This is a genomic window from Micromonospora sp. CNB394 (assembly GCF_000374985.1).
Classification (GTDB): domain Bacteria; phylum Actinomycetota; class Actinomycetes; order Mycobacteriales; family Micromonosporaceae; genus Micromonospora; species Micromonospora marina.
On sequence record NZ_KB895826.1, the window covers coordinates 341,358 to 358,672 of the forward strand.

Here is a 17,315-nt window from a genome sequence, read left to right on the forward strand (position 1 = left end):
TGCGGGAATGTGTCTGACATGTCAACGGTCGTCCCGTTGACGATCGCGCGGGGTCAGAACCAGGGTGGCGTCGCGTGACGCCCTCCGTCCCGGTCGGGGCGGCCACCGGGTCGGGTGTGGACCACGTGCCAGGATGAACGGCATGGCAGCGGGTCCGGTGGCGTTCGTGCTCGGCGGCGGGGGAGTGCTCGGCGCGGTCGAGGTGGGCATGCTGCGTGCCCTGTTCCGCGCCCGGATCACACCCGACATGGTGCTGGGCACGTCGATCGGCGCGGTCAACGGCGCCCTGGTCGCCGCCGACCCGACCGAGGCGGTCACCGACCGGCTGGTCCGGCTCTGGGCGTCGCCCGAGGCCAGCGAGGTGTACGGCGACTCGGTCGCCCGGCAGTTGCGCCGGTTCGCCGCCCGTACCCACCTGCACTCGCCCCGCCCGCTGTACCGCCTGCTGGAGAGCGCGCTGGGCGAGGACACCACGTTCGCCGACCTGGCCGTGCCGTTCCGGTGCTGCGCCGCGAACATCGAGCGTGCCGCCGAGCACTGGTTCCACACCGGACCGCTGGTGCCGGCGGTGCTCGCGTCCGCCTCGGTGCCGGGGCTGCTGCCGCCGACGAAGATCGACGGCCAGCACTACATCGACGGCGGGGTGGTCAACTCGATCCCGGTCGGCGAGGCGGTGCTGCTCGGCGCGAAGCAGATCTTCGTGCTCCAGGTGGGCCGGATCGAACGCGAGCTGAGCCCGCCGCGCCGCCCCTGGGAGATCGCCCAGGTGGCGTTCGAGATCGCGCGCCGGCACCGGTTCGCGCGGGAGATGGCGGCGCTGCCCGAGGACGTCGAGGTGCACGTGCTGCCCACCGGCGGGCTGGAGCCGCGTGACGACAGCCCGTGGGCGTACCGGGACACGGCGGCGGTGGGACGGCGGATCAGCCGGGCGTACACTGCCTCCCGCCGATACCTGGACACCGCGCTGGAGCGCTGAATGCCGCTGCCGCCCCGCTGGCTACGCCGGCTGGTGCTCGCCCCTGGCGTGGTGCTGCTCGCCTTCTTCGTGGTGACCACGCTGCCGGCCTGGGCACTGCTGGCGCTCGCCGCGTCCCCGCTGGTGCCGGGACGGCTGCGCCCGCTGCGGCTGCTCTGGATCGGCGCCGTCTACCTGGTGTGGGACGCCGCCGCGCTGCTCGCCCTGTTCCTGCTCTGGCTCGGCTCGGGCTTCGGCGCGTACAAACGCGCGCCGGCCTTCCAGCGGGCCCACTACGTCCTGGCCGGCTGGTTCCTGCGGATCATGTTCTGGCAGGCCCGGTGGACGCTGCGGCTGAGCATCGACGTGGTCGGCACCGACCCGGACACCGCCCTGCCGGGCCGTCCCGAACTCGTGGTCTGCCGGCACGCCGGGCCCGGCGACTCGTTCATCCTGATCCACGCGCTGGTGAACTGGTTCAAGCGGGAACCCCGGATCGTGCTGAAGGAGACCCTCCAGTGGGATCCGGCCATCGACGTGCTGCTCAACCGGCTGCCCAACCGGTTCATCGCGGCCGGTCCGGACGGCCGGGATTCGGTGGTGCGGCAGATCGGGCACCTGGCCGCCGGCCTGGACGACGACGACGCCTTCGTGATCTTCCCGGAGGGCGGCAACTTCACCCCGTCGCGGCGGCTGCGTGCGATCGACCGGCTGCGGTCGCTCGGCCTGGAACGGATGGCCCGGCGCGCCGAACGGATGCGGCACGTGCTCGCCCCGCAGCCGGGCGGGCTGCTCGCCGCGCTCGACGCCGCGCCGGACGCCGGGGTGATCTTCGTGGCCCACACCGGCCTGGACCAGATGCTCACCGTCGCTGACGTGTGGCGCGAACTGCCGATGGACAAGCGGATCGCGATGCGGTTCTGGTCGGTGCCGCCGGAGGAGATCCCGGCCGGCGAACAGGAACGCATCGACTGGTTGTTCGACTGGTGGGCCCGCATCGACACCTGGATCGCGGCCAACCGCAACGGCGCGGCCGACGACGCCTGAGCGAATCGCCGCGTGTGGTCAGCGCGGCTTCAGGTCCGCCGCGTAGGGTGCGCTGGTGGACCAGATCTGCGTGGTGACGACTGTGGTGGACGCCCGCGGGGTCGCGGACGTGCTGGCGGCCGCGGCCGTCGCCGGCCGGCTCGCGGCCTGCGCCCAGGTCGGCGGCCCGGTGGACAGCACCTACTGGTGGCAGTCGGCGATCCAGACCACCGCCGAGTGGCAGGTGCGGTTCAAGACCGCGCCGGACCGGGTGGACGCCCTGGTCGACCAGCTCCGCGCCAACCACCCGTACGAGGTGCCGGAGATCCTGGTCAGCCGGGAGGACAGCGGGAACCCCGGCTACACCGCCTGGGTACACGAGCAGACCCGGCCCTAGGTACTCCTACTCTGTCCGGCCGCCCCGCCGCTGACGAAGCTGGCGGGGTGGAGAACACCGGCTACCCCTGCCCCGGTTGCGGCACCCCGGCCGACCTCGTCGCCGGATGCCGCGCCTGCGGCCGTCCGCCCTACCCGCCCGCCGCCGAGGTGGTCCGGCTGGACCGGGAGATCACCGAGCTGGTGCCGCGCGTCGAGGCGGCGCGGCTCGCGTACCAGGATCTGTCCGGCCGGCTGGTCACGGCCCGGCAGCGGCGGGCGGCGCTGGCCGCCCGGATCCGACAGGAGATCCCCACGCCGAGCGCCGCCGGTCCCGCGCCGCTCCCGGCGCCGATGCCGCCGCGGCCGGTTCCGGTTCCACCCACCCCCGCGGTACGCCCCGGCGGCGCGGAGGCCTCCACCCGCGCGGTCCAGGGTCTGCTGTTCGTCCTCGGTGGAGTGCTGCTCGGCACCGCAGCCGTGGTGTTCACCGCCGTCGCGTGGGCCACGTTCGGGGTGGCCGGCCGGGCGCTGATCCTGCTCGCCGTCACCGCACTGGCCCTGGTCGCGCCGCTCGTCGCCCGGGCTCGCGGCCTGCGCGGCACCGCCGAGACGCTCGCCTCGGTGGCGCTGCTCCTGGTGGTCCTGGACGGGTACGCCGCCTGGTCGGTGGACCTGGCCGGGGTGACCGGCCTGCCCGGCAGCCGGTACGCGGCGCTGGTGACGGCGATCGGTGCCGCGGTGGCGGCCGGGTACGGCCTGATCAGCCGCCTCACCGCACCCTGGTTCGCGGCGTGGCTGCTCGCGCAGCCGGTGCTGCCGCTGGCTGCCGCCGCGTTCCGGCCCACCGCCGCCGGCTGGGCGCTGGTGCTGACCGCCGTGGCGCTCGGCGACCTCGCGTTGGTGGTCGCGTTGCGCCGCCGTACCTCCGGCACGCGCGCGGTGCTGGTGACCGGGCAGGTGCTGGGCTGGACCGGGCACGGCGTGGCGCTGGTCCTGGCGGCCGGCTGCGCGCTGGTGCCGGTGGCGCTCGGCCGCGCGGCGGGCACGCCGCTGCTGGCCGGCGGCCCGCTGCTGGTGGTGGCGCTGGCGCTGGTCGCCGGCGCGCTCGCCGCCGGTGGCCGCCTCTGGCGCGCGACGGCCGCCGGTCTGCTGGTGCCGGTGCTCGCGGTCGCGCTGGTCCGGCCGGTCGGCGAGCTGCGCCCGGGTCTGCTGCTGCTCGCCGCGGGCCTGGTGGTGGCGGCGCTCGCCGGTGCGGTCCGGGCGTTGCCGGCGTCGATCCGGACCGGCCCGCTCGTGGGCGCGCTCGCCGTGGCCGCCGCGCTGGGCCAGGTCGCGGTCGTGCTCACCGTCCTGGTCGGCGCGGCCACCGCGAGTGCCGGATTCCCGGCCTGGCAGGGCGGCCGGGACGTGCCGGTGCCGTCCTGGGGCTGGCAGCTTCCGGCGGCCCTGCTGCTGACCGCCGGGGCGGTCGCGCTGCTGACGCCCCGGGCCGTCCGGCCGCTCACCGGTGTGGCGGCGGCCGGGCTGGTCGCCCTCGCCGCGCCGGCCGTGACGGCGACGCCGTGGCCGCTGGTGCTGGTCGTGGACCTCGCGACGGCCGCCGCGCTGCTGCTGGCGGCGGTGGCCCGGCCGCGCGGGGGGCGGGTCGTCGTGCCGGTCACCGCGTCGGCCGGGGCGGTGCTGCTCGGGCACGCGCTGCTGGTCGGCTGCGCCGCCCCGGCCGGTGCCGTCGCCGTGCTCGCCGTCACCGCGGTGCTCGGCGCGACGCTCGCCACGCTGGGCCGGCGTGGACAGGGCGCGCAGCCGGTCGTCGGGGGCGTGGCGCTCGCGGTGGCGCTGCTCGCCGTACCGGCGGGCGTGGCGGTCACGCTGCTCGGCCTCGGCGCGCCGGCCTGGTGGCAGCTGCGCGGCGCGACCGCCGCAGTCGTGGTGCCGGTCGTCGTCGTCCGCACCGTCCGTCGCCTGTGGGCCGAGCTGACCGGGTACGCCTCGACGGGGCTCGCCGTGGCGCTCGCCGGTGTCGGTCTCGGTCCGCTCGCCGTGCCGGGCGGGGAACCGGTGGCGCTGTACGCCGCGGTGGGGGTGCTGCTGGCGCTCGCCGCCGGGGCCGGCTCCCGGCCGCCGGTCGCGCTGCGCGCAGCCGGTGCCGCGCTGGCCGTCCTGGCGTTGCTCGCAGTCGCGCCGGTGGTGCTGACGGTGCTCGTGGACCTGCCGGTGCAGCCGTGGTCCGGGGTGCCGGCTGCCGGGGAAGCCTCCGCCGAGACCGCCCGCGCCGGGCTTGTGCTGCTGCTCCTGAGCGCCGCCGCTGGAGCGTACGCCGCGACGGATCGCCGCATGGCGTGGTGGCTCGCCGCGCTGCCGTTCGGCGCGGTCGCGCTGCCGGTGCTGGCGGCTGCGGCCGGTGCTCCGTGGCCGGTGGTGCCGGCGGCGGCGTTCGGCGTCGGGCTGGCCGCACTGCTGGCCGCCGCGCTCACCCGTGCACGCCCGGTGGTACTCGTGCCGCTGGGGGCGGTGCTGGCCGGACCGGGGTTCGGTGGCCTGCTCGCCACCCGGGCGGGGACGCTCGCCGCGCTCGGGGCGCTGGTGGTGGCCGGTGCCGTCACCGGGGCGGCCGGGCGGCCGGCGGTGGTCCGGATCGCGGGGTGGCTGGGTGCCGTCACAGCGGCGACCGGGTTCGCGGTCACCGTCCCGCTCGCGGCCGGGCTGCCGCTGCGTACCGCGGCGTTCGCCGCCCTGGCCGTGGCGGCGGTGACGCTGCACGCGGCGCCGCTGCTGCGCGTCGCCCGGCCCGCCGGATCCACGTGGGCGCTGGAGGCGGCGGCGCAGGCGGTGGCGCTGCTCGCGCTGCTGCTCACCGGCGGCTCGCTGCGGTACGCGGCGGCGGTCTGCGTGCTGTGGGGCGTGGCCGTCGCGGTCCGGGTGCCGCGCCGGGGTGAGTCGCCGGCCGGGCGTCGTGTGCTCGCCGCGGTGGCCGCGGGCAGCGAGCTGGTCGGTGGTTGGCTGCTGCTCGCGGCGGGCGGGGTGGTGGTGCTGGAGGCGTACACGCTGCCGGCGGCGGCGCTCGCCCTGGGCGCCGGGCTGCTGGCGCTGCGGCGGCGGTCCGGGCTTACCAGTTGGCCGGCGCTCGGCCCGGGACTCGCCGCGGGGTTCCTGCCGAGCCTCGTGTCGGTGCTGGTCTCCGGTGAGCCGCAGCCGTGGCGGCGGCTGGCGCTCGGCGCGGCGGCGCTCGCCGTCGTGCTCGGCGGGGCGGCCCGACGCTGGCAGGCGCCGGTGGTGCTGGGTGCGGCCACGCTGGTGCCGCTGGCGCTGCACGAGCTGGCCCGGGGCTGGGACCTGCTGCCCCGCTGGATCTTCCTGGGTCTCGGCGGGCTGCTGCTGATCGGGCTGGCCGCCACCTACGAGCGGCGCCGGCGCGACCTGGTCCGGCTGCGCGAGGCGGTCGCCCGGCTCGGCTGAAACGGCGGAAAAGGCCCGCCCCCGTTCAATTCAGGCAACGAGCGCCAAGATCTTCAGTTGGGACGAAGCTATTCGGAAAGCGGCCATGCTCCAGAAGGCGACGTGGGAGCGGGCAGCTCGACGTTGCGCCCCTCATCATGTCCACCGAATCTGAGGGCGGACGGAGCGGTCAGCTCCGTCCGCCCTGGAGCCTGGGGCACCTGAGCGGGCACGCCACCCTGCTTCGGTACCGCTCTCGTGCCTCACCTGATCGGCGAACCGCCGTCGACCGGGATGGTGTGGCCGTGGATGAAGGACGCGTCGTCGCTGGCGAGGAAGCAGACCGCGCGGGCGATCTCGTGCGGCTCGCCGTACCGGCCGGCGGGTGCCTGCATGGTCAGGTCGTAGAACGGGAAGTCGCTGGTGATCTCCGCGCCCTCGAAGGCGGCGGTCTTGATCACGCCGGGGCCGATGCCGACCGCGCGGATGCCCTGGTGGCCGTAGTCGTAGGCGATCTGCTTGGTGAGCCCGATGACGCCGTGCTTGGCGGTGGTGTACTCCGCGCCTACCTCGCTGGCGACCACGCCGGACGCCGACGACACGTTGATGACCACACCCTTGCCGCGCTCCAGCATGTGCGGCAGCGTGGCCTTCGTCGCGAGGAAGACCCCCTTCAGGTCGACCTCCATGACGCGGTCCCACTGCTTGTTCTCGATCTCCAGCAGCGGCACGTACGCGCCGAACACACCCGCGTTGTTCACCAGCACGTCGATGCGCCCGTACGCGTCGAGGGCGGCGCTCACCATGGCGCGTACCGAGTCCTCGTCGGTGACGTCGGCCGCCACCGCCACCGCGTCGCCGCCGGCTTCCTTGACGCGCGTGACCGTCGCCTCGGCGCGTTCCAGGGAGAGGTCGGAGACGACCACCTTCGCGCCCTCGGCGGCCAGCTCGACGCACATGAACATGCCGAGTCCGGAGCCGACCTGGTCGGGACTGAAGCCGCCGCCCGTCACCAGTACCACCTTGTCTGTCAATCCACGCACCGCGCTGTCTCCCGTCTGTCGACGACCGTGCGACATGCACCCTGGTCGTTCGGATGAATGGCACTCATCTTTACGTACAGACTAGCTGGTCAGAGGGGGTGCGCCCACTGGCGACATGGCCCGCTGCGGTGCGACGAGGATCGTTTGTGCCGCTTCCGCCCGGAGGGGTAGGGGCAGCACCACCCCGAGCCGGGGGTTTGCGGGATTACCCAGGGCGACGATCACCGCCATAATCGGTGACGGAGAGTCGCGTACGGAGCGTGGCTCGCGGCATCGGGGGCGACATGACTTCTTCCACGTCGACGGAACCCGCGGCACGGCGGGGCAGCGACTACGCGCGGCTGTCCCGCCGGATCGCCCAGGCGGGGCTGTTCGAGCGGCGGCCCGGCCGGTACGCGCTCCGGATCGTGCTCACGCTCGGCGCGTTCCTGGCCGGCTGGGTCGTGGTGGCGCTCGTCGGCGATTCGTGGTGGCAGGTGCCGTTGGCGGTGGTGATGGCGGTGGCGACCACGCAGGTGGCGTTCCTCGGCCACGACGGCGGCCACCGGCAGATGTTCCGCCGGCGTGGCCCGAGCGAGGCGGCCGGACTGGTCGCCGGCAACCTGGCGGTCGGGCTCAGCTACGGCTGGTGGGTGGACAAGCACAACCGGCACCACGCCAACCCGAACCACACCGACGAGGACCCGGACGTCGGCGCGGGCGCGCTGGTGTGGACGTACGAGCAGGCGACTGCCACGCGCGGCCTGAGCCGGTGGATGGCCCGCCGCCAGGCGTGGCTGTTCTTCCCGCTGCTCCTGCTGGAAGGGCTGGCGCTGCACGTGGCGAGCGTGCGGGCGCTCGTCGGCCGGGAACCGGACGGGCGGTGGCGGGTGCCGATGCGGCACCGCGCCGTGGAGGCGCTGCTGCTCACCGCGCACGCCGCCGGCTACCTCGGTCTGCTGTTCACGGTCATGTCCCCGACCAAAGCGCTGCTGTTCGTCGCCGTGCACCAGGGCTTGTGGGGGCTCTACATGGGCTGCTCGTTCGCCCCGAACCACAAGGGCATGCCGATGCCGAGCGCCGACGACGAGCTGGACTACCTGCGCAAGCAGGTGCTTACCTCGCGCAACGTACGCGGCGGCCGGTTCGTCGACCTGGCGCTGGGCGGGCTCAACTATCAGATCGAGCACCACCTGTTCCCGAACATGCCGCGCGCCAACCTGCGTCGGGCCCGGCTGCTGGTCATGGCGTACTGCGCCGAGCAGGGCGTCCCGTACGCGGAGACCGGGCTGTTCGAGTCGTACCGGCAGGCACTGGCGCACCTGCACGACGTGGGCCGCCCGCTGCGCGCGGCCTGAGCGGGGCGAGCCGGGCGGGGGGCCCGTGGGCCCCCCGCCCGCCGTCGGGTCAGATCCGGGTGCCCGAGAAGGCCGCGGCGACCTCCGCGGGTGCCTCCTCCACCGCGCCGGGCGCGGGCGGGCTCAGCCGCACCGGCGTGCCGAACTCGGAGTAGGTGACAGACATCTGCTCGAGCGACGCGTCGATGGGAGTCATGTCCAGCTTGAAGGTGCGCAGGCGCCCCTGCTCGTCCAGCGTCGCGGTGAACGGCAGGGCCTTCGCCTTGTCGCCCGCCGCCATGAGCGCCTTCCCGTTGGCGCCGCTGCGCGTGTAGTCGAGCGTCCCGGCGTACGCCCGGTCACCCGAGCTGCGGACGTCGACCACTGCCGCGAGCAACTTCTTGACCCCGCCCGGGTCGTCCACCGGCATCACGCCGTCACCGGTGTCCATGCGCAGCCACTTCCGGGAACCGCCGAGCTGCTCGCCCAGCGCGCCGTCGAACTTGACCCAGGTGTCGGTGCCGATGACCAGCATGCGCACCTCACCGAAGGCGGCCATCGTCAGGGTGGTCTGCATGGTGCGGGCCCGCGGGTCGGTCACGCCGTACGCGGTGAGCATGGCCGAGTCCAGCTTGACCCGCAGCGTCTGCTCGTTGAGCTTCTCGATGGCGGCGGTCAGTTCGTCACGCGGCGTCGTCGCCGGGCTCGTGGAGCCCGCAGCGGTGGCCCGTTCGGCTGGCGCGTCCGTGCCGGGACGGTCTCCGCATCCGGTCAGACCGAGGCCGAGCACCGCGACGAGCGCGACCCCCGTGGTCGCCAGCCGTCGTTTCGTCATCAATGATGTTCCTCCGCGAGAAGGGCCCCCACCGGGGCCGGACGGTCAATGTAGCGGCGCCGGCCCGGTGGCGTGCGCCCTTTCCGCAGTCCGCGGCGACGTCGCCGGCAGGGGTGGCCGGTAGGGTCGTCGCATGGTGGAGGACGCGCCCCGATGGTGGCGCGCGGCGCGGCGGGTCCATCGGCCGCGTCACGGGACGACATCGTGCGGAGCTGCGGCATGAGATTCGAGATCAGCAAGGTGCTCGACGCCATCGAGGGTCGGGTCTGCACCGATCCGTCGCTGGCCCGGGCCGTGGTCGACCTGGCCGAGGTGATCCGCTGGCAGAACCTGGACGGCGGGCGTCCGGCCAGCCTGCTGCGGCTCGGCATGGTGATCGACGCGCTGTCCCGGCAGATCGGCGAGGACAGCGTTCCGGTCTACGCGATCGTGCACCGGGCGCTGCTGTCCGACGCCGACCTGACCTCGAACGAGCGGATGGTGGTGCGTCGGTGGGCCGACGACGGCCTGGTGGAGGTGCTCGACCAGCCCGGTGACCGGATGCTGGAGGTGGCCGACCTGCTCGGCCTGCCGGTGCTCACCCGGGCGCGGCTGGACGGGCTCGTCGGGCGGTACCCGTGGCTCGGGCAGGCGGGCCGGGTGCTCGCCCCGGTGCCCGGCGCCGGCGGGCCGGTCTTCATCGCGCACGTCGGCGGCGGCCAGGACCCGACCACCGGCAGCCGATCGCCGGCCGGGGTCAAGGTGCTCTCCCGGAAGTGGCGCTGCCCCGAGCCGGGCTGCGCGCTGTTCGGCGGCGGTGGGGGCGGCGGCGCCTTCGCCGACCTGGCCGCCGTGGACCGGGTACCGGCCGAGCAGCCGCCGCCCACGCTGCGTACCGGCGCGCCGACCTGCCCCCGGCACGGCGCACGGCTCTCCGACGCCGGCCCGCGCCCGCGTACCGCGGTGCTCGCCGTGCGCATCGGCGGCCTGGTCCGCAAGCGGTTCGTGCTCACCGAGACCGAACCGGTGGCGATCGGCCGGGCGCCGGACGGCCCGGGCGCGGTGACGCTCGGCCAGTGGCTCAACGACGAGGCCCGGCGCTGGATCAGCCGCAGCCACATCATGCTGGAGCTGCGGGCGGGCGAGGTGGTGGCCACCGACACCAGCACCAACGGCTCCGGCGTGCGCCCCGGCGGCTCGATGGCCGAGCACGAGCGGATCGCGCTGGCGCCGCAGCAGTCCCGGGTGCTCGCCGGGAGCGATCTGATCGAGCTGTACCCGGGCGTGCAGGTGGGCCGCGCCGACGACATGAGCAGCGACGCGAAGTACGCCCCGAACTCGGTGATGGCCGAGGCGCCGACCATGGCGATGCGACTGCCGCGTCAGTGACGGGCACGTGCGAAGGCGCCGGGACCGTCGCGGTCCCGGCGCCTTCCTCGCGTACGGCCTCAGCCGCGTCGCGTACGCCTCAGTCGGCCAGCACGGCGGCGAGCTGCGCCACCGCGTGGTCGATCTCCTCCTCGGTGATCACCAGCGGCGGGGCGAGCCGGATGGTCGAGCCGTGCGTGTCCTTGGCGAGCACACCCCGCTCCATCAGCCGCTCGCACGCCTGCCGGCCGGTCATCAGCTCCGGGTCGATGTCCAGCCCGGCCCACAGCCCGCGCCCGCGTACCGCCACCAGGCCCTTGCCGATCAGGCCGCGCAGCCCGGCGTGCAGCCGCTCGCCCAGCTCGGCCGAGCGGCGCTGGAACTCGCCGGTGGCGAGCAGCCGGACCACCTCGGTCGCGACCGCGCAGGCCAGCGGGTTGCCGCCGAACGTCGAGCCGTGCTGGCCCGGCTGGAGCACACCCAGCACGTCCCGGTTCGCGGCCACCGCCGACACCGGCACGATGCCGCCGCCGAGCGCCTTGCCCAGCAGGTACATGTCCGGCTCGACGCCCTCGTGCTCGCAGGCGAACGTCGCGCCGGTACGCCCCAGGCCCGACTGGATCTCGTCGGCGACGAACAGCACGTTGCGCTCGGTGCAGACCCGGCGCACGCCCGGCAGGTAGCCCTCCGGCGGCACCACGACGCCCTGCTCACCCTGGATCGGCTCCAGCAGCACCGCGACCGTGTTCTCGTCGATCGCCTCGGTCAGCGCGTCCAGGTCGCCGTAGGGGAGCACGGTGAAACCCGGTGTGTACGGCCCGAAGTCGGCGCGCGCGTCGGAGTCGGTGGAGAAGCTGACGATCGTGGTCGTACGGCCGTGGAAGTTGCCTTCCGCCACCACGATGTTGGCCTGGCCCGGGGCGACGCCCTTGACCTGGTAGCCCCACTTGCGGGCGACCTTGATGCCGGTCTCCACCGCCTCGGCGCCGGTGTTCATCGGCAGCACGAGGTCCTTGCCGCAGAGCGCGGCCAGCTCGCGGCAGAAGTCGGCGAACTGGTCGTGCACGAACGCGCGGCTGGTCAGCGTGAGCCGGTCGAGCTGCGCGTGCGCGGCCTCGATCAGCTTCGGGTGCCGGTGGCCGAAGTTCAGCGCCGAGTATCCCGCCAGGCAGTCCAGGTAGCGGCGGCCGTCCACGTCGGTCAGCCAGGCGCCCTCGGCCGACGAGATCACCACGGGCAGCGGGTGGTAGTTGTGCGCCGTGTGACGCTCCGCGTCCCGGACCGCGGACGGAGTCCGCAGCATGTCGTCGATGATCACTTGCTCGCCTTTCCCTGACGGAGTCGCAACGTGCAGCACTTGGGTCCGCCGCCGGCCTTGCGCAGCTCGGACAGGTCGATCCCGATGGTCTCGTAGCCTCGGTCGCGCAGCTTCGCGGCCAGGTCGGTGGCCTGCGCGGGCAGCACCACGTGCCGGCCGTCGCCGACCGCGTTCAGGCCCAGCACCTCGGCGTCGGCCATGGTGGCGTGGATCGCGTCCGGGAACAGCCGGCGCAGCACCGCCCGGCTGCCGGGGGAGAACGCCTCCGGCAGGTACGCCACGGTGCGCTCGTCGAGCACCGTCAGCGCGGTGTCCAGGTGGTAGAAGCGGGGGTCCACCAGCTGCATGGTGATCACCGGGTAGCCGAAGACCTCCTGGAGCTGGGCGTGGGAGGCGTGCGCGGTGCGGAACCCGGTGCCGGCGAGCAGGTGGTCACCGGCCAGCAGGACGTCGCCCTCGCCCTCGTTGACGTGCTTCGGGTCGTACAGCTCGAAGCCGGCGCCCTCGAACCAGGCCCGGTACGCGGGCGCCTCGTCGGCGCGCTGCGGGTCGCGGAACTGCACCGCCATGGCCTTGCCGTCGATCACGGTGCCGCCGTTCGCGGCGAAGACCATGTCCGGCAGGCCGGCGACCGGCTCGATCAGGTCGACCTCGTGGCCCAGGTCGAGGTACGTGCGCCGAAGCTGCTCCCACTGCCGGATCGCCAGGTCGGCGTCGACCGGGGCGGTCGGGTCCATCCACGGGTTGATCGCGTAGTCGACGGCGAAGTACGTCGGCCGGCACATCAGAAAGCGCTGGCGGATGGCGTCCATCGTCATGTCGTGCTCCCAGGGTCGGGCGCGCCCGGCCACGGTCGGCCCACGGGCTGGCGCCGTGCTCCAACGTTATGCGGCCCGGGTAGACGACATCCACCACCGGAAGTTGCGTTCGGCAGCTAATCGTTGCGTTGAATCGGTCAGCGGCGAGTGATCATTGCGCCGACGCCGGACACACTTCGGGGGCGGCGAACCGCCGCCCCCGAAAGAGGTGTCGCCCGGCCGGTGAACCACCAGAACTGATCGGGCCCGCCGGAGCTGCCGGCGATCGGGACAGTGCCCGTCAGAACCAGCTGCCAAACTGTGAGTCGAGCCACTCGCGGAACCGGCCCACCCAGTCGCCGTCGGTGGTCGGCCAGTCGAACTGGCCGGTCATCGCCACGATGCCGAGCACCACGGCGGCCAGACCGACCGCGATACCGATCAGCGCGTCGGTCTTGCCCGCCACGTGCCGCCGACGGGTCGCGATCAGGCCCAGCACCGCCAGCACGGCGCCGGTCGCGCCGACGCCGATGCCGTACCCGGCGAGCGTGCCGGAGAGCACGAACAGCGCCCCGACCACCGAGACGATCAGGCCGAGCGTGGCGAGCAGGCTGGCCCGGGGACGCTTTGTGGTGTACGGCTCCGGCCGGTCCACCCGGCCGTCGCGGTCGGCGTCCGTACCGTCGGGCCGGCCGTCCCGGTCGAGGTCGGTGTGGTCCGGACGGCCGTCGCGGTCCAGGTCCACGGTGCGCTCGGCAGCGGGCGCCGCGCCCACGGTGCGGGCGTCGGTCACCGGAGCGGTCCGCGTGTCGGCGTCGACCCGGCGGCCGGTGACCGCGCGCGCCGCCGCGCCGCGGTCCGCCGCCCGTCGCCGGGCCTCCGCGTCCCGCTCGTCGTCGGCCGCAACGAGGCCGTCGGTCGTCGTGGCGGCGGTCCGGCCGCCGGGGGCGGTGGCCGCCGTCCGGCCGTCGGTCGCCACCGCCGCGCCGCTGTCGCGGGCGTCCCGGTCGGCCGCCGCTTCCCGGGCGCGCTCGTCGTCGGTGGCGGTGGCGGCGCTGCGGTACGTGGTCCGCTCCTCGTCGCGGTCGGTGACCACGGGCCGGCCGGCCGGCTGCTCGGCGGTCCGGTCGCGCTCGTCGACCACGCCGTCGCCGTTGGTATCGGCACTGGTCGCCGGGGTGTTCCGGCGGGACAGGATCTTCACGATGGCACCTCCTGATCCAGGCGCGGAGGCCGCGCATGACATCCAGGAAGTACCCAGGTGCCCCTGAATCGACACCCCAGGACCGACTGGATGCGCTCGTCAGCGGACCACCGCCACGCGCGGTGCCCGGGGTCAGACCGTCGACGGACACGGTGCCCGAGCGTTGCGGCCCGGTGACCGCCTCGGCCACCGGGTCGCGCCACGCGGTGGCGTCCTCGCGGCTGGCGAAGAGGCTGGCGACCAGCGGCGGGTCGTAGCCGCAGGAGACGACTGCCCGGCACCGGGATGGCCCATCACCCCGCGTGTGTCCCTCCGGCGAGCGGCTCGCACTGGCTCCCGAGCGCTACCACCGCCAGTCTCTCAGTCGACGGACATCGATCAAACGGCGTCCCGCGGCCCGAAGTCGCCGGCGGTGCGATCCGCTGGCTACGCTTGGCGGTCGTGCCAGAGGGACACTCCATCCACCGCCTCGCCGCCCGGCACGCCGAGCTGTTCGCGGGCGACAAGCTGCACGCCGACAGCCCGCAGGGGCGCTTCGCCGAGGGCGCGGCCCGCCTGAGCGGCACCGTCCTGGACGGCACCGAGGCGTACGGCAAGCACCTGCTGCACCACTATGCGGGCGACCTGACGCTGCACGTACACCTCGGCCTGTACGGGAAGTTCGCCGACGGGCCGGGGGAGCCACCGGCCCCGGTCGGGCAGGTGCGGCTGCGGCTGCACAGCGACCGGCACTGGCTGGAGCTGCGCGGCCCGACCGCCTGCGAGCTGCTGACCCCGCCCGAGGTGGCGGCGCTGCGCGACCGGCTCGGGCCGGACCCGCTGCGCGCCGACGCCGACCCGGACCGGGCGTGGGCGCGGATCCGCCGCAGCCCCACCCCGCTGGCCGCGCTGCTGCTCGACCAGTCGGTGGTGGCCGGCACCGGTCTGATCTTCGTGACCGAGGCGCTGTTCCGGGCCGGTCTGCCGCCGCTGCTGCCGGGGCGGGAGCTGACGCCGCCCGGCTGGGCCGAACTCTGGGCGGACCTGGTGGCGCTGATGACCCGCGCTGTCGAACGGGGCCGGATCGACACCGTGCGCGACGCCGACCTGCCGGAGGCGACCGGCCGCGCGCCCCGGGTGGACCGGCACGGCGGCGAGGTGTACGTCTACCGCCGCCCCGGCGCGCCCTGCCACGTCTGCGGCACCCCGGTCAGCCGGGGCGCGCTCGCCGGGCGCAACCTCTACTGGTGCCCCACCTGCCAGGCAGGCTGAGTCACATCTCGTCGAGCAGCCAGCGGGCCACCTCGACGTTGCCCGGGAAGACCTGGTCGCCGCCGATGCTCCAGGCCACCGCCTGACCGATCGCCCAGCCGCGTACCCGCTCCCGGTCCAGGCCCAGCTCGGTGCTGAGCCGGTCGAGCCGGTGCCGGACCGCCGACGGACAGTGGCCCAGCTCCGCGCCGCGCACGAGCGGCACCACAGCGAACTCCTGTTCGCCGACCAGCGGCTTCGGGTCGATCACCAGCCACGGCTCGCGCCCTGCCGCCAGGATGTTGCCGGCGTGCAGATCCTGGTTGACAAGCACCTGTTCGCCCTGGCTCGGCGCCAGATCGGCGAGCAGCCCGAGCGCGGTGTCGAGCAGGCGCCGCTCGTACGGGCGGCCGGTCCGCCGCCAGTTGCCAGGCATCCGGTCCGCCCACCCGGCGGCCTCCTCGGCGAGCGGCGTGAACGGCGCGCCGGCCGGCACCGCGAGCCCCGGCAACAGGCCGGTCGCCATGTCGAGCGCCGCGTCGGCCGCCAGCGAGTGCAGCGGCGTGCCGGGGTCGCAGCGCTCGACGAGCAGCGCGCGCCGGTCGGCGTCGTGCCCGAGCAGCCGGATCGCGCCGCGCCCGTCCCAGTGCGCCAGCGCGGTGGCCTCGTGGACGCTGTCGTCGTCCGGGTACTGGAGTTTCAGCACCGCCCGGGTGCCGTCCGGAAGCGTCGCGGGCAACGCCAGCGAGGCGAACGCGTACGCGAATGGCGGGCCGGGCGTCAGCTCCCACCGCGCGACGCAGTCGGCCAGCCGGCCGGGCAGCTCCGCGAGCCACGCCCGGCCGGCCTCGGTCCGCTCGACCCAGCGCAGCCCTTCGGGAATGTCGCACCGCATCGGGTCATCCTGACCGGTGCGGCGACGATCCGCTGTCCCGGGCGGGCTCTCGTCAGCGCAGCCGGCGGATGTCCCCGTACGCCCGGTAGAAGCCGCCCCGGCCGGACTCGCGGACCTCGGTGACCAGGTAACGCGCACCCGGCTCGCGGATGCCCTTGGGGAACTGCACCGACCAGTCCCGCCGGTAGCCGTCGGCGAGGACGTGCACGCGCAGCCGGCCGCCGTGCTCGACGCACTGCACCAGCACGCCGTCCCGGTCGTCCGTCGTCACCTCGACCGACGTCCACGCGGCCGTCTCGGGCATCCGGGCGGGCGCCTTGACGTCCACCACGTCGGGCACGCTGCCCGCCTCGGCCGCCCGGATCGCCGCCTCGCTCGCGTCGATGCAGGCCAGGTGGCCGCTCGTGGTGACCACGTAGAGCCGGTTGTCGTGGTATTGCATCGAATACGCCGAGCCGCAGCCGGTGCCGAGCTTCCACAGCCGGTTGCCGGCCCGGTCGAAGCAGTAGATCGAGGACGCGCTGTCGCCGGCGAACACGTACCGGCCGCCCTCGGCGGTGGCGCAGGAGAAGACCGCCGAGTCGCAGCGGTAGACCTGCTCGGCCCGGCCGTCCTTGTGTAGGCGCACCACCTCGCGGGTGCCGGTGCCGGCGAACACGGCGTCGCGCTCCTGCCAGCCGAACAGGACCGCCCCGGTGCCGGTGTGCCACAGCTCGCGCCCGGTGCGCCAGTCGTAGCCGGTGACCCCCTTCGAGTGGCCGTGGTAGAGCGCGTCGGCGTCGCAGCGCACCATCCACGCCGACCGGCCCCGGCCCGGCCGGCGCCAGAGGAACTCGTCCTCGTGGTCGATCGCCGAGATGCCGCCGTCGCGGTCGGACACGCCGAGCACGCCGTCGTGGATGTCCAGCCAGTAGATGTCGATCTCGGGTGCGATCGCGTACGCCGCGCGGGGCACCTTGCCGGACAGGTCGTAGACGTTGCCGTCGTCGCAGCCGGCGTAGACCCAGGCGTCGTCGGCGACGATGCACTTCACCCCGTCGGGGAGCCGGACCTGGTTGACCAGCCGGGCGTCGTGGTCGAGCGTGGTGATCACGCCGTGCTCGTTGCCGACCATGCAGTGCCGGTCGTCGACGAAGATGCCGAAGGCGGGCGCACCCGAGGCGTACCGCCAGAGGACCGGGGCGGTGCGGGCGGTCGACCGGGTGCTGACGATCTGCCGGCGCGACACCGTCCGCTTCTGGCGTACGCCGGGCACCGCCGGGGCGTACCCCTTGCGGACCTTCTCGCCGATCTTCTTCGCGGCGGCGGCGCGGGCGCGGGTGTTGTCCGGGTAGGTGCTGGTCTTCACCTGGCCCTGGTCGCCGATCCGCCCGTAGCGGACGGTCATCGCGATGTCGTCGACCACCACCTCGTAGAACTTGTGCGCTTTACCGTCCACTTCGGACAGTTCGAGGTAGGTCGTCTCCTGTGGCATGGGGGTTTACCTCCGAGGGGAAGTGCCGGACCGGCAACGCGCACACGCTAACCCCCGGCACC

At 74.4% G+C, this 17,315-nt stretch carries 14 protein-coding genes; 7 read left to right on the plus strand and 7 right to left on the minus strand.

Features of this window, described 5'->3' with window-relative positions:
• Positions 1-142: 142 nt before the first annotated feature.
• The 4 genes from C569_RS0105590 to C569_RS0105605 are packed head-to-tail and all read left to right on the plus strand — an operon-like array spanning position 143 to position 5,815.
• Positions 143-976, plus strand: a complete 834-nt coding sequence (locus tag C569_RS0105590; protein ID WP_018784812.1) for a patatin-like phospholipase family protein — start codon at positions 143-145, stop codon at positions 974-976.
• Positions 977-2,002: a 1-acyl-sn-glycerol-3-phosphate acyltransferase gene (locus C569_RS0105595; protein ID WP_018784813.1), complete on the plus strand. Its 1,026-nt coding sequence runs from the start codon at positions 977-979 to the stop codon at positions 2,000-2,002. It abuts the gene before it with no gap.
• Between the two features lie 55 nt (positions 2,003-2,057).
• Positions 2,058-2,378: a divalent-cation tolerance protein CutA gene (gene cutA / locus C569_RS0105600; protein WP_013288324.1), complete on the plus strand. Its 321-nt coding sequence runs from the start codon at positions 2,058-2,060 to the stop codon at positions 2,376-2,378.
• A gap of 47 nt (positions 2,379-2,425) precedes the next feature.
• Positions 2,426-5,815, plus strand: a complete 3,390-nt coding sequence (locus C569_RS0105605) for an SCO7613 C-terminal domain-containing membrane protein (protein ID WP_018784814.1) — start codon at positions 2,426-2,428, stop codon at positions 5,813-5,815.
• 242 nt (positions 5,816-6,057) lie between these two features.
• Here the strand turns inward: C569_RS0105605 and C569_RS0105610 are convergent, their stop codons facing one another.
• The gene (locus C569_RS0105610) at positions 6,058-6,873 is read right to left on the minus strand and encodes an SDR family NAD(P)-dependent oxidoreductase (RefSeq protein ID WP_255327258.1); all 816 of its coding nucleotides are present in this window, start codon (positions 6,871-6,873) and stop codon (positions 6,058-6,060) included.
• Between the two features lie 248 nt (positions 6,874-7,121).
• Between C569_RS0105610 and C569_RS0105615 the strand changes: the two genes are divergently transcribed.
• Positions 7,122-8,174, plus strand: a complete 1,053-nt coding sequence (locus C569_RS0105615) for an acyl-CoA desaturase (protein ID WP_018784816.1) — start codon at positions 7,122-7,124, stop codon at positions 8,172-8,174.
• Positions 8,175-8,223: 49 nt separating this feature from the next.
• Here C569_RS0105615 and C569_RS0105620 read toward each other — a convergent pair whose 3' ends face one another.
• A complete protein-coding gene (locus tag C569_RS0105620) occupies positions 8,224-8,988 on the minus strand; it encodes a hypothetical protein (RefSeq protein ID WP_018784817.1) in 765 nt (254 codons plus the stop codon).
• Between the two features lie 219 nt (positions 8,989-9,207).
• On the opposite strand from C569_RS0105620, the gene C569_RS0105625 reads away from it, so the two are divergent.
• The gene (locus C569_RS0105625; RefSeq protein ID WP_026267739.1) at positions 9,208-10,356 is read left to right on the plus strand and encodes an FHA domain-containing protein; all 1,149 of its coding nucleotides are present in this window, start codon (positions 9,208-9,210) and stop codon (positions 10,354-10,356) included.
• Positions 10,357-10,435: 79 nt separating this feature from the next.
• Here C569_RS0105625 and rocD read toward each other — a convergent pair whose 3' ends face one another.
• From rocD to C569_RS0105640, 3 genes are all read right to left on the minus strand, one after another.
• Positions 10,436-11,650, minus strand: coding sequence for an ornithine--oxo-acid transaminase (gene rocD, locus C569_RS0105630; protein ID WP_026267740.1), 1,215 nt, complete (start codon positions 11,648-11,650; stop codon positions 10,436-10,438).
• A complete protein-coding gene (gene ddaH / locus C569_RS0105635; protein ID WP_026267741.1) occupies positions 11,650-12,465 on the minus strand; it encodes a dimethylargininase in 816 nt (271 codons plus the stop codon). Before ddaH ends, rocD begins: the two co-directional genes overlap by 1 nt.
• 286 nt (positions 12,466-12,751) lie before the next feature.
• The gene (locus C569_RS0105640) at positions 12,752-13,654 is read right to left on the minus strand and encodes a DUF4190 domain-containing protein (RefSeq protein WP_026267742.1); all 903 of its coding nucleotides are present in this window, start codon (positions 13,652-13,654) and stop codon (positions 12,752-12,754) included.
• A 441-nt stretch (positions 13,655-14,095) separates the two neighbouring features.
• Between C569_RS0105640 and C569_RS0105645 the strand changes: the two genes are divergently transcribed.
• Positions 14,096-14,905 carry an Fpg/Nei family DNA glycosylase gene (locus tag C569_RS0105645; protein WP_026267743.1) on the plus strand — a complete coding sequence of 270 codons (810 nt, stop codon included), beginning with the start codon at positions 14,096-14,098 and terminating at the stop codon, positions 14,903-14,905.
• Between the two features lies 1 nt (position 14,906).
• On the opposite strand, the gene C569_RS0105650 is transcribed toward C569_RS0105645, so the two are convergent.
• Together C569_RS0105650 and C569_RS0105655 are read right to left on the minus strand one after the other, a co-directional pair.
• Positions 14,907-15,779 (minus strand): aminoglycoside phosphotransferase family protein, encoded by an 873-nt coding sequence (locus C569_RS0105650; RefSeq protein ID WP_018784822.1) that lies wholly within the window; start codon positions 15,777-15,779, stop codon positions 14,907-14,909.
• Positions 15,780-15,831: 52 nt separating this feature from the next.
• Entirely contained in the window at positions 15,832-17,253 is a 1,422-nt protein-coding gene (locus C569_RS0105655; protein ID WP_018784823.1) for a WGR domain-containing protein, read from the minus strand.
• Positions 17,254-17,315 lie beyond the last annotated feature (62 nt).

What these genes read in the sequence shown, in the direction of transcription:
- C569_RS0105590 (WP_018784812.1), top strand. Translation starts at nt 143, where the DNA reads ATGGCAGCGGGTCCGGTGGCGTTCGTGCTCGGCGGCGGGGGAGTGCTC.
- C569_RS0105595 (WP_018784813.1), top strand. Translation starts at nt 977, where the DNA reads ATGCCGCTGCCGCCCCGCTGGCTACGCCGGCTGGTGCTCGCCCCTGGC.
- C569_RS0105610 (WP_255327258.1), bottom strand. Translation starts at nt 6,873, where the DNA reads ATGTCGCACGGTCGTCGACAGACGGGAGACAGCGCGGTGCGTGGATTG.
- C569_RS0105615 (WP_018784816.1), top strand. Translation starts at nt 7,122, where the DNA reads ATGACTTCTTCCACGTCGACGGAACCCGCGGCACGGCGGGGCAGCGAC.
- C569_RS0105620 (WP_018784817.1), bottom strand. Translation starts at nt 8,988, where the DNA reads ATGACGAAACGACGGCTGGCGACCACGGGGGTCGCGCTCGTCGCGGTG.
- C569_RS0105625 (WP_026267739.1), top strand. Translation starts at nt 9,208, where the DNA reads ATGAGATTCGAGATCAGCAAGGTGCTCGACGCCATCGAGGGTCGGGTC.
- ddaH (WP_026267741.1), bottom strand. Translation starts at nt 12,465, where the DNA reads ATGGACGCCATCCGCCAGCGCTTTCTGATGTGCCGGCCGACGTACTTC.
- C569_RS0105650 (WP_018784822.1), bottom strand. Translation starts at nt 15,779, where the DNA reads ATGCGGTGCGACATTCCCGAAGGGCTGCGCTGGGTCGAGCGGACCGAG.
- C569_RS0105655 (WP_018784823.1), bottom strand. Translation starts at nt 17,253, where the DNA reads ATGCCACAGGAGACGACCTACCTCGAACTGTCCGAAGTGGACGGTAAA.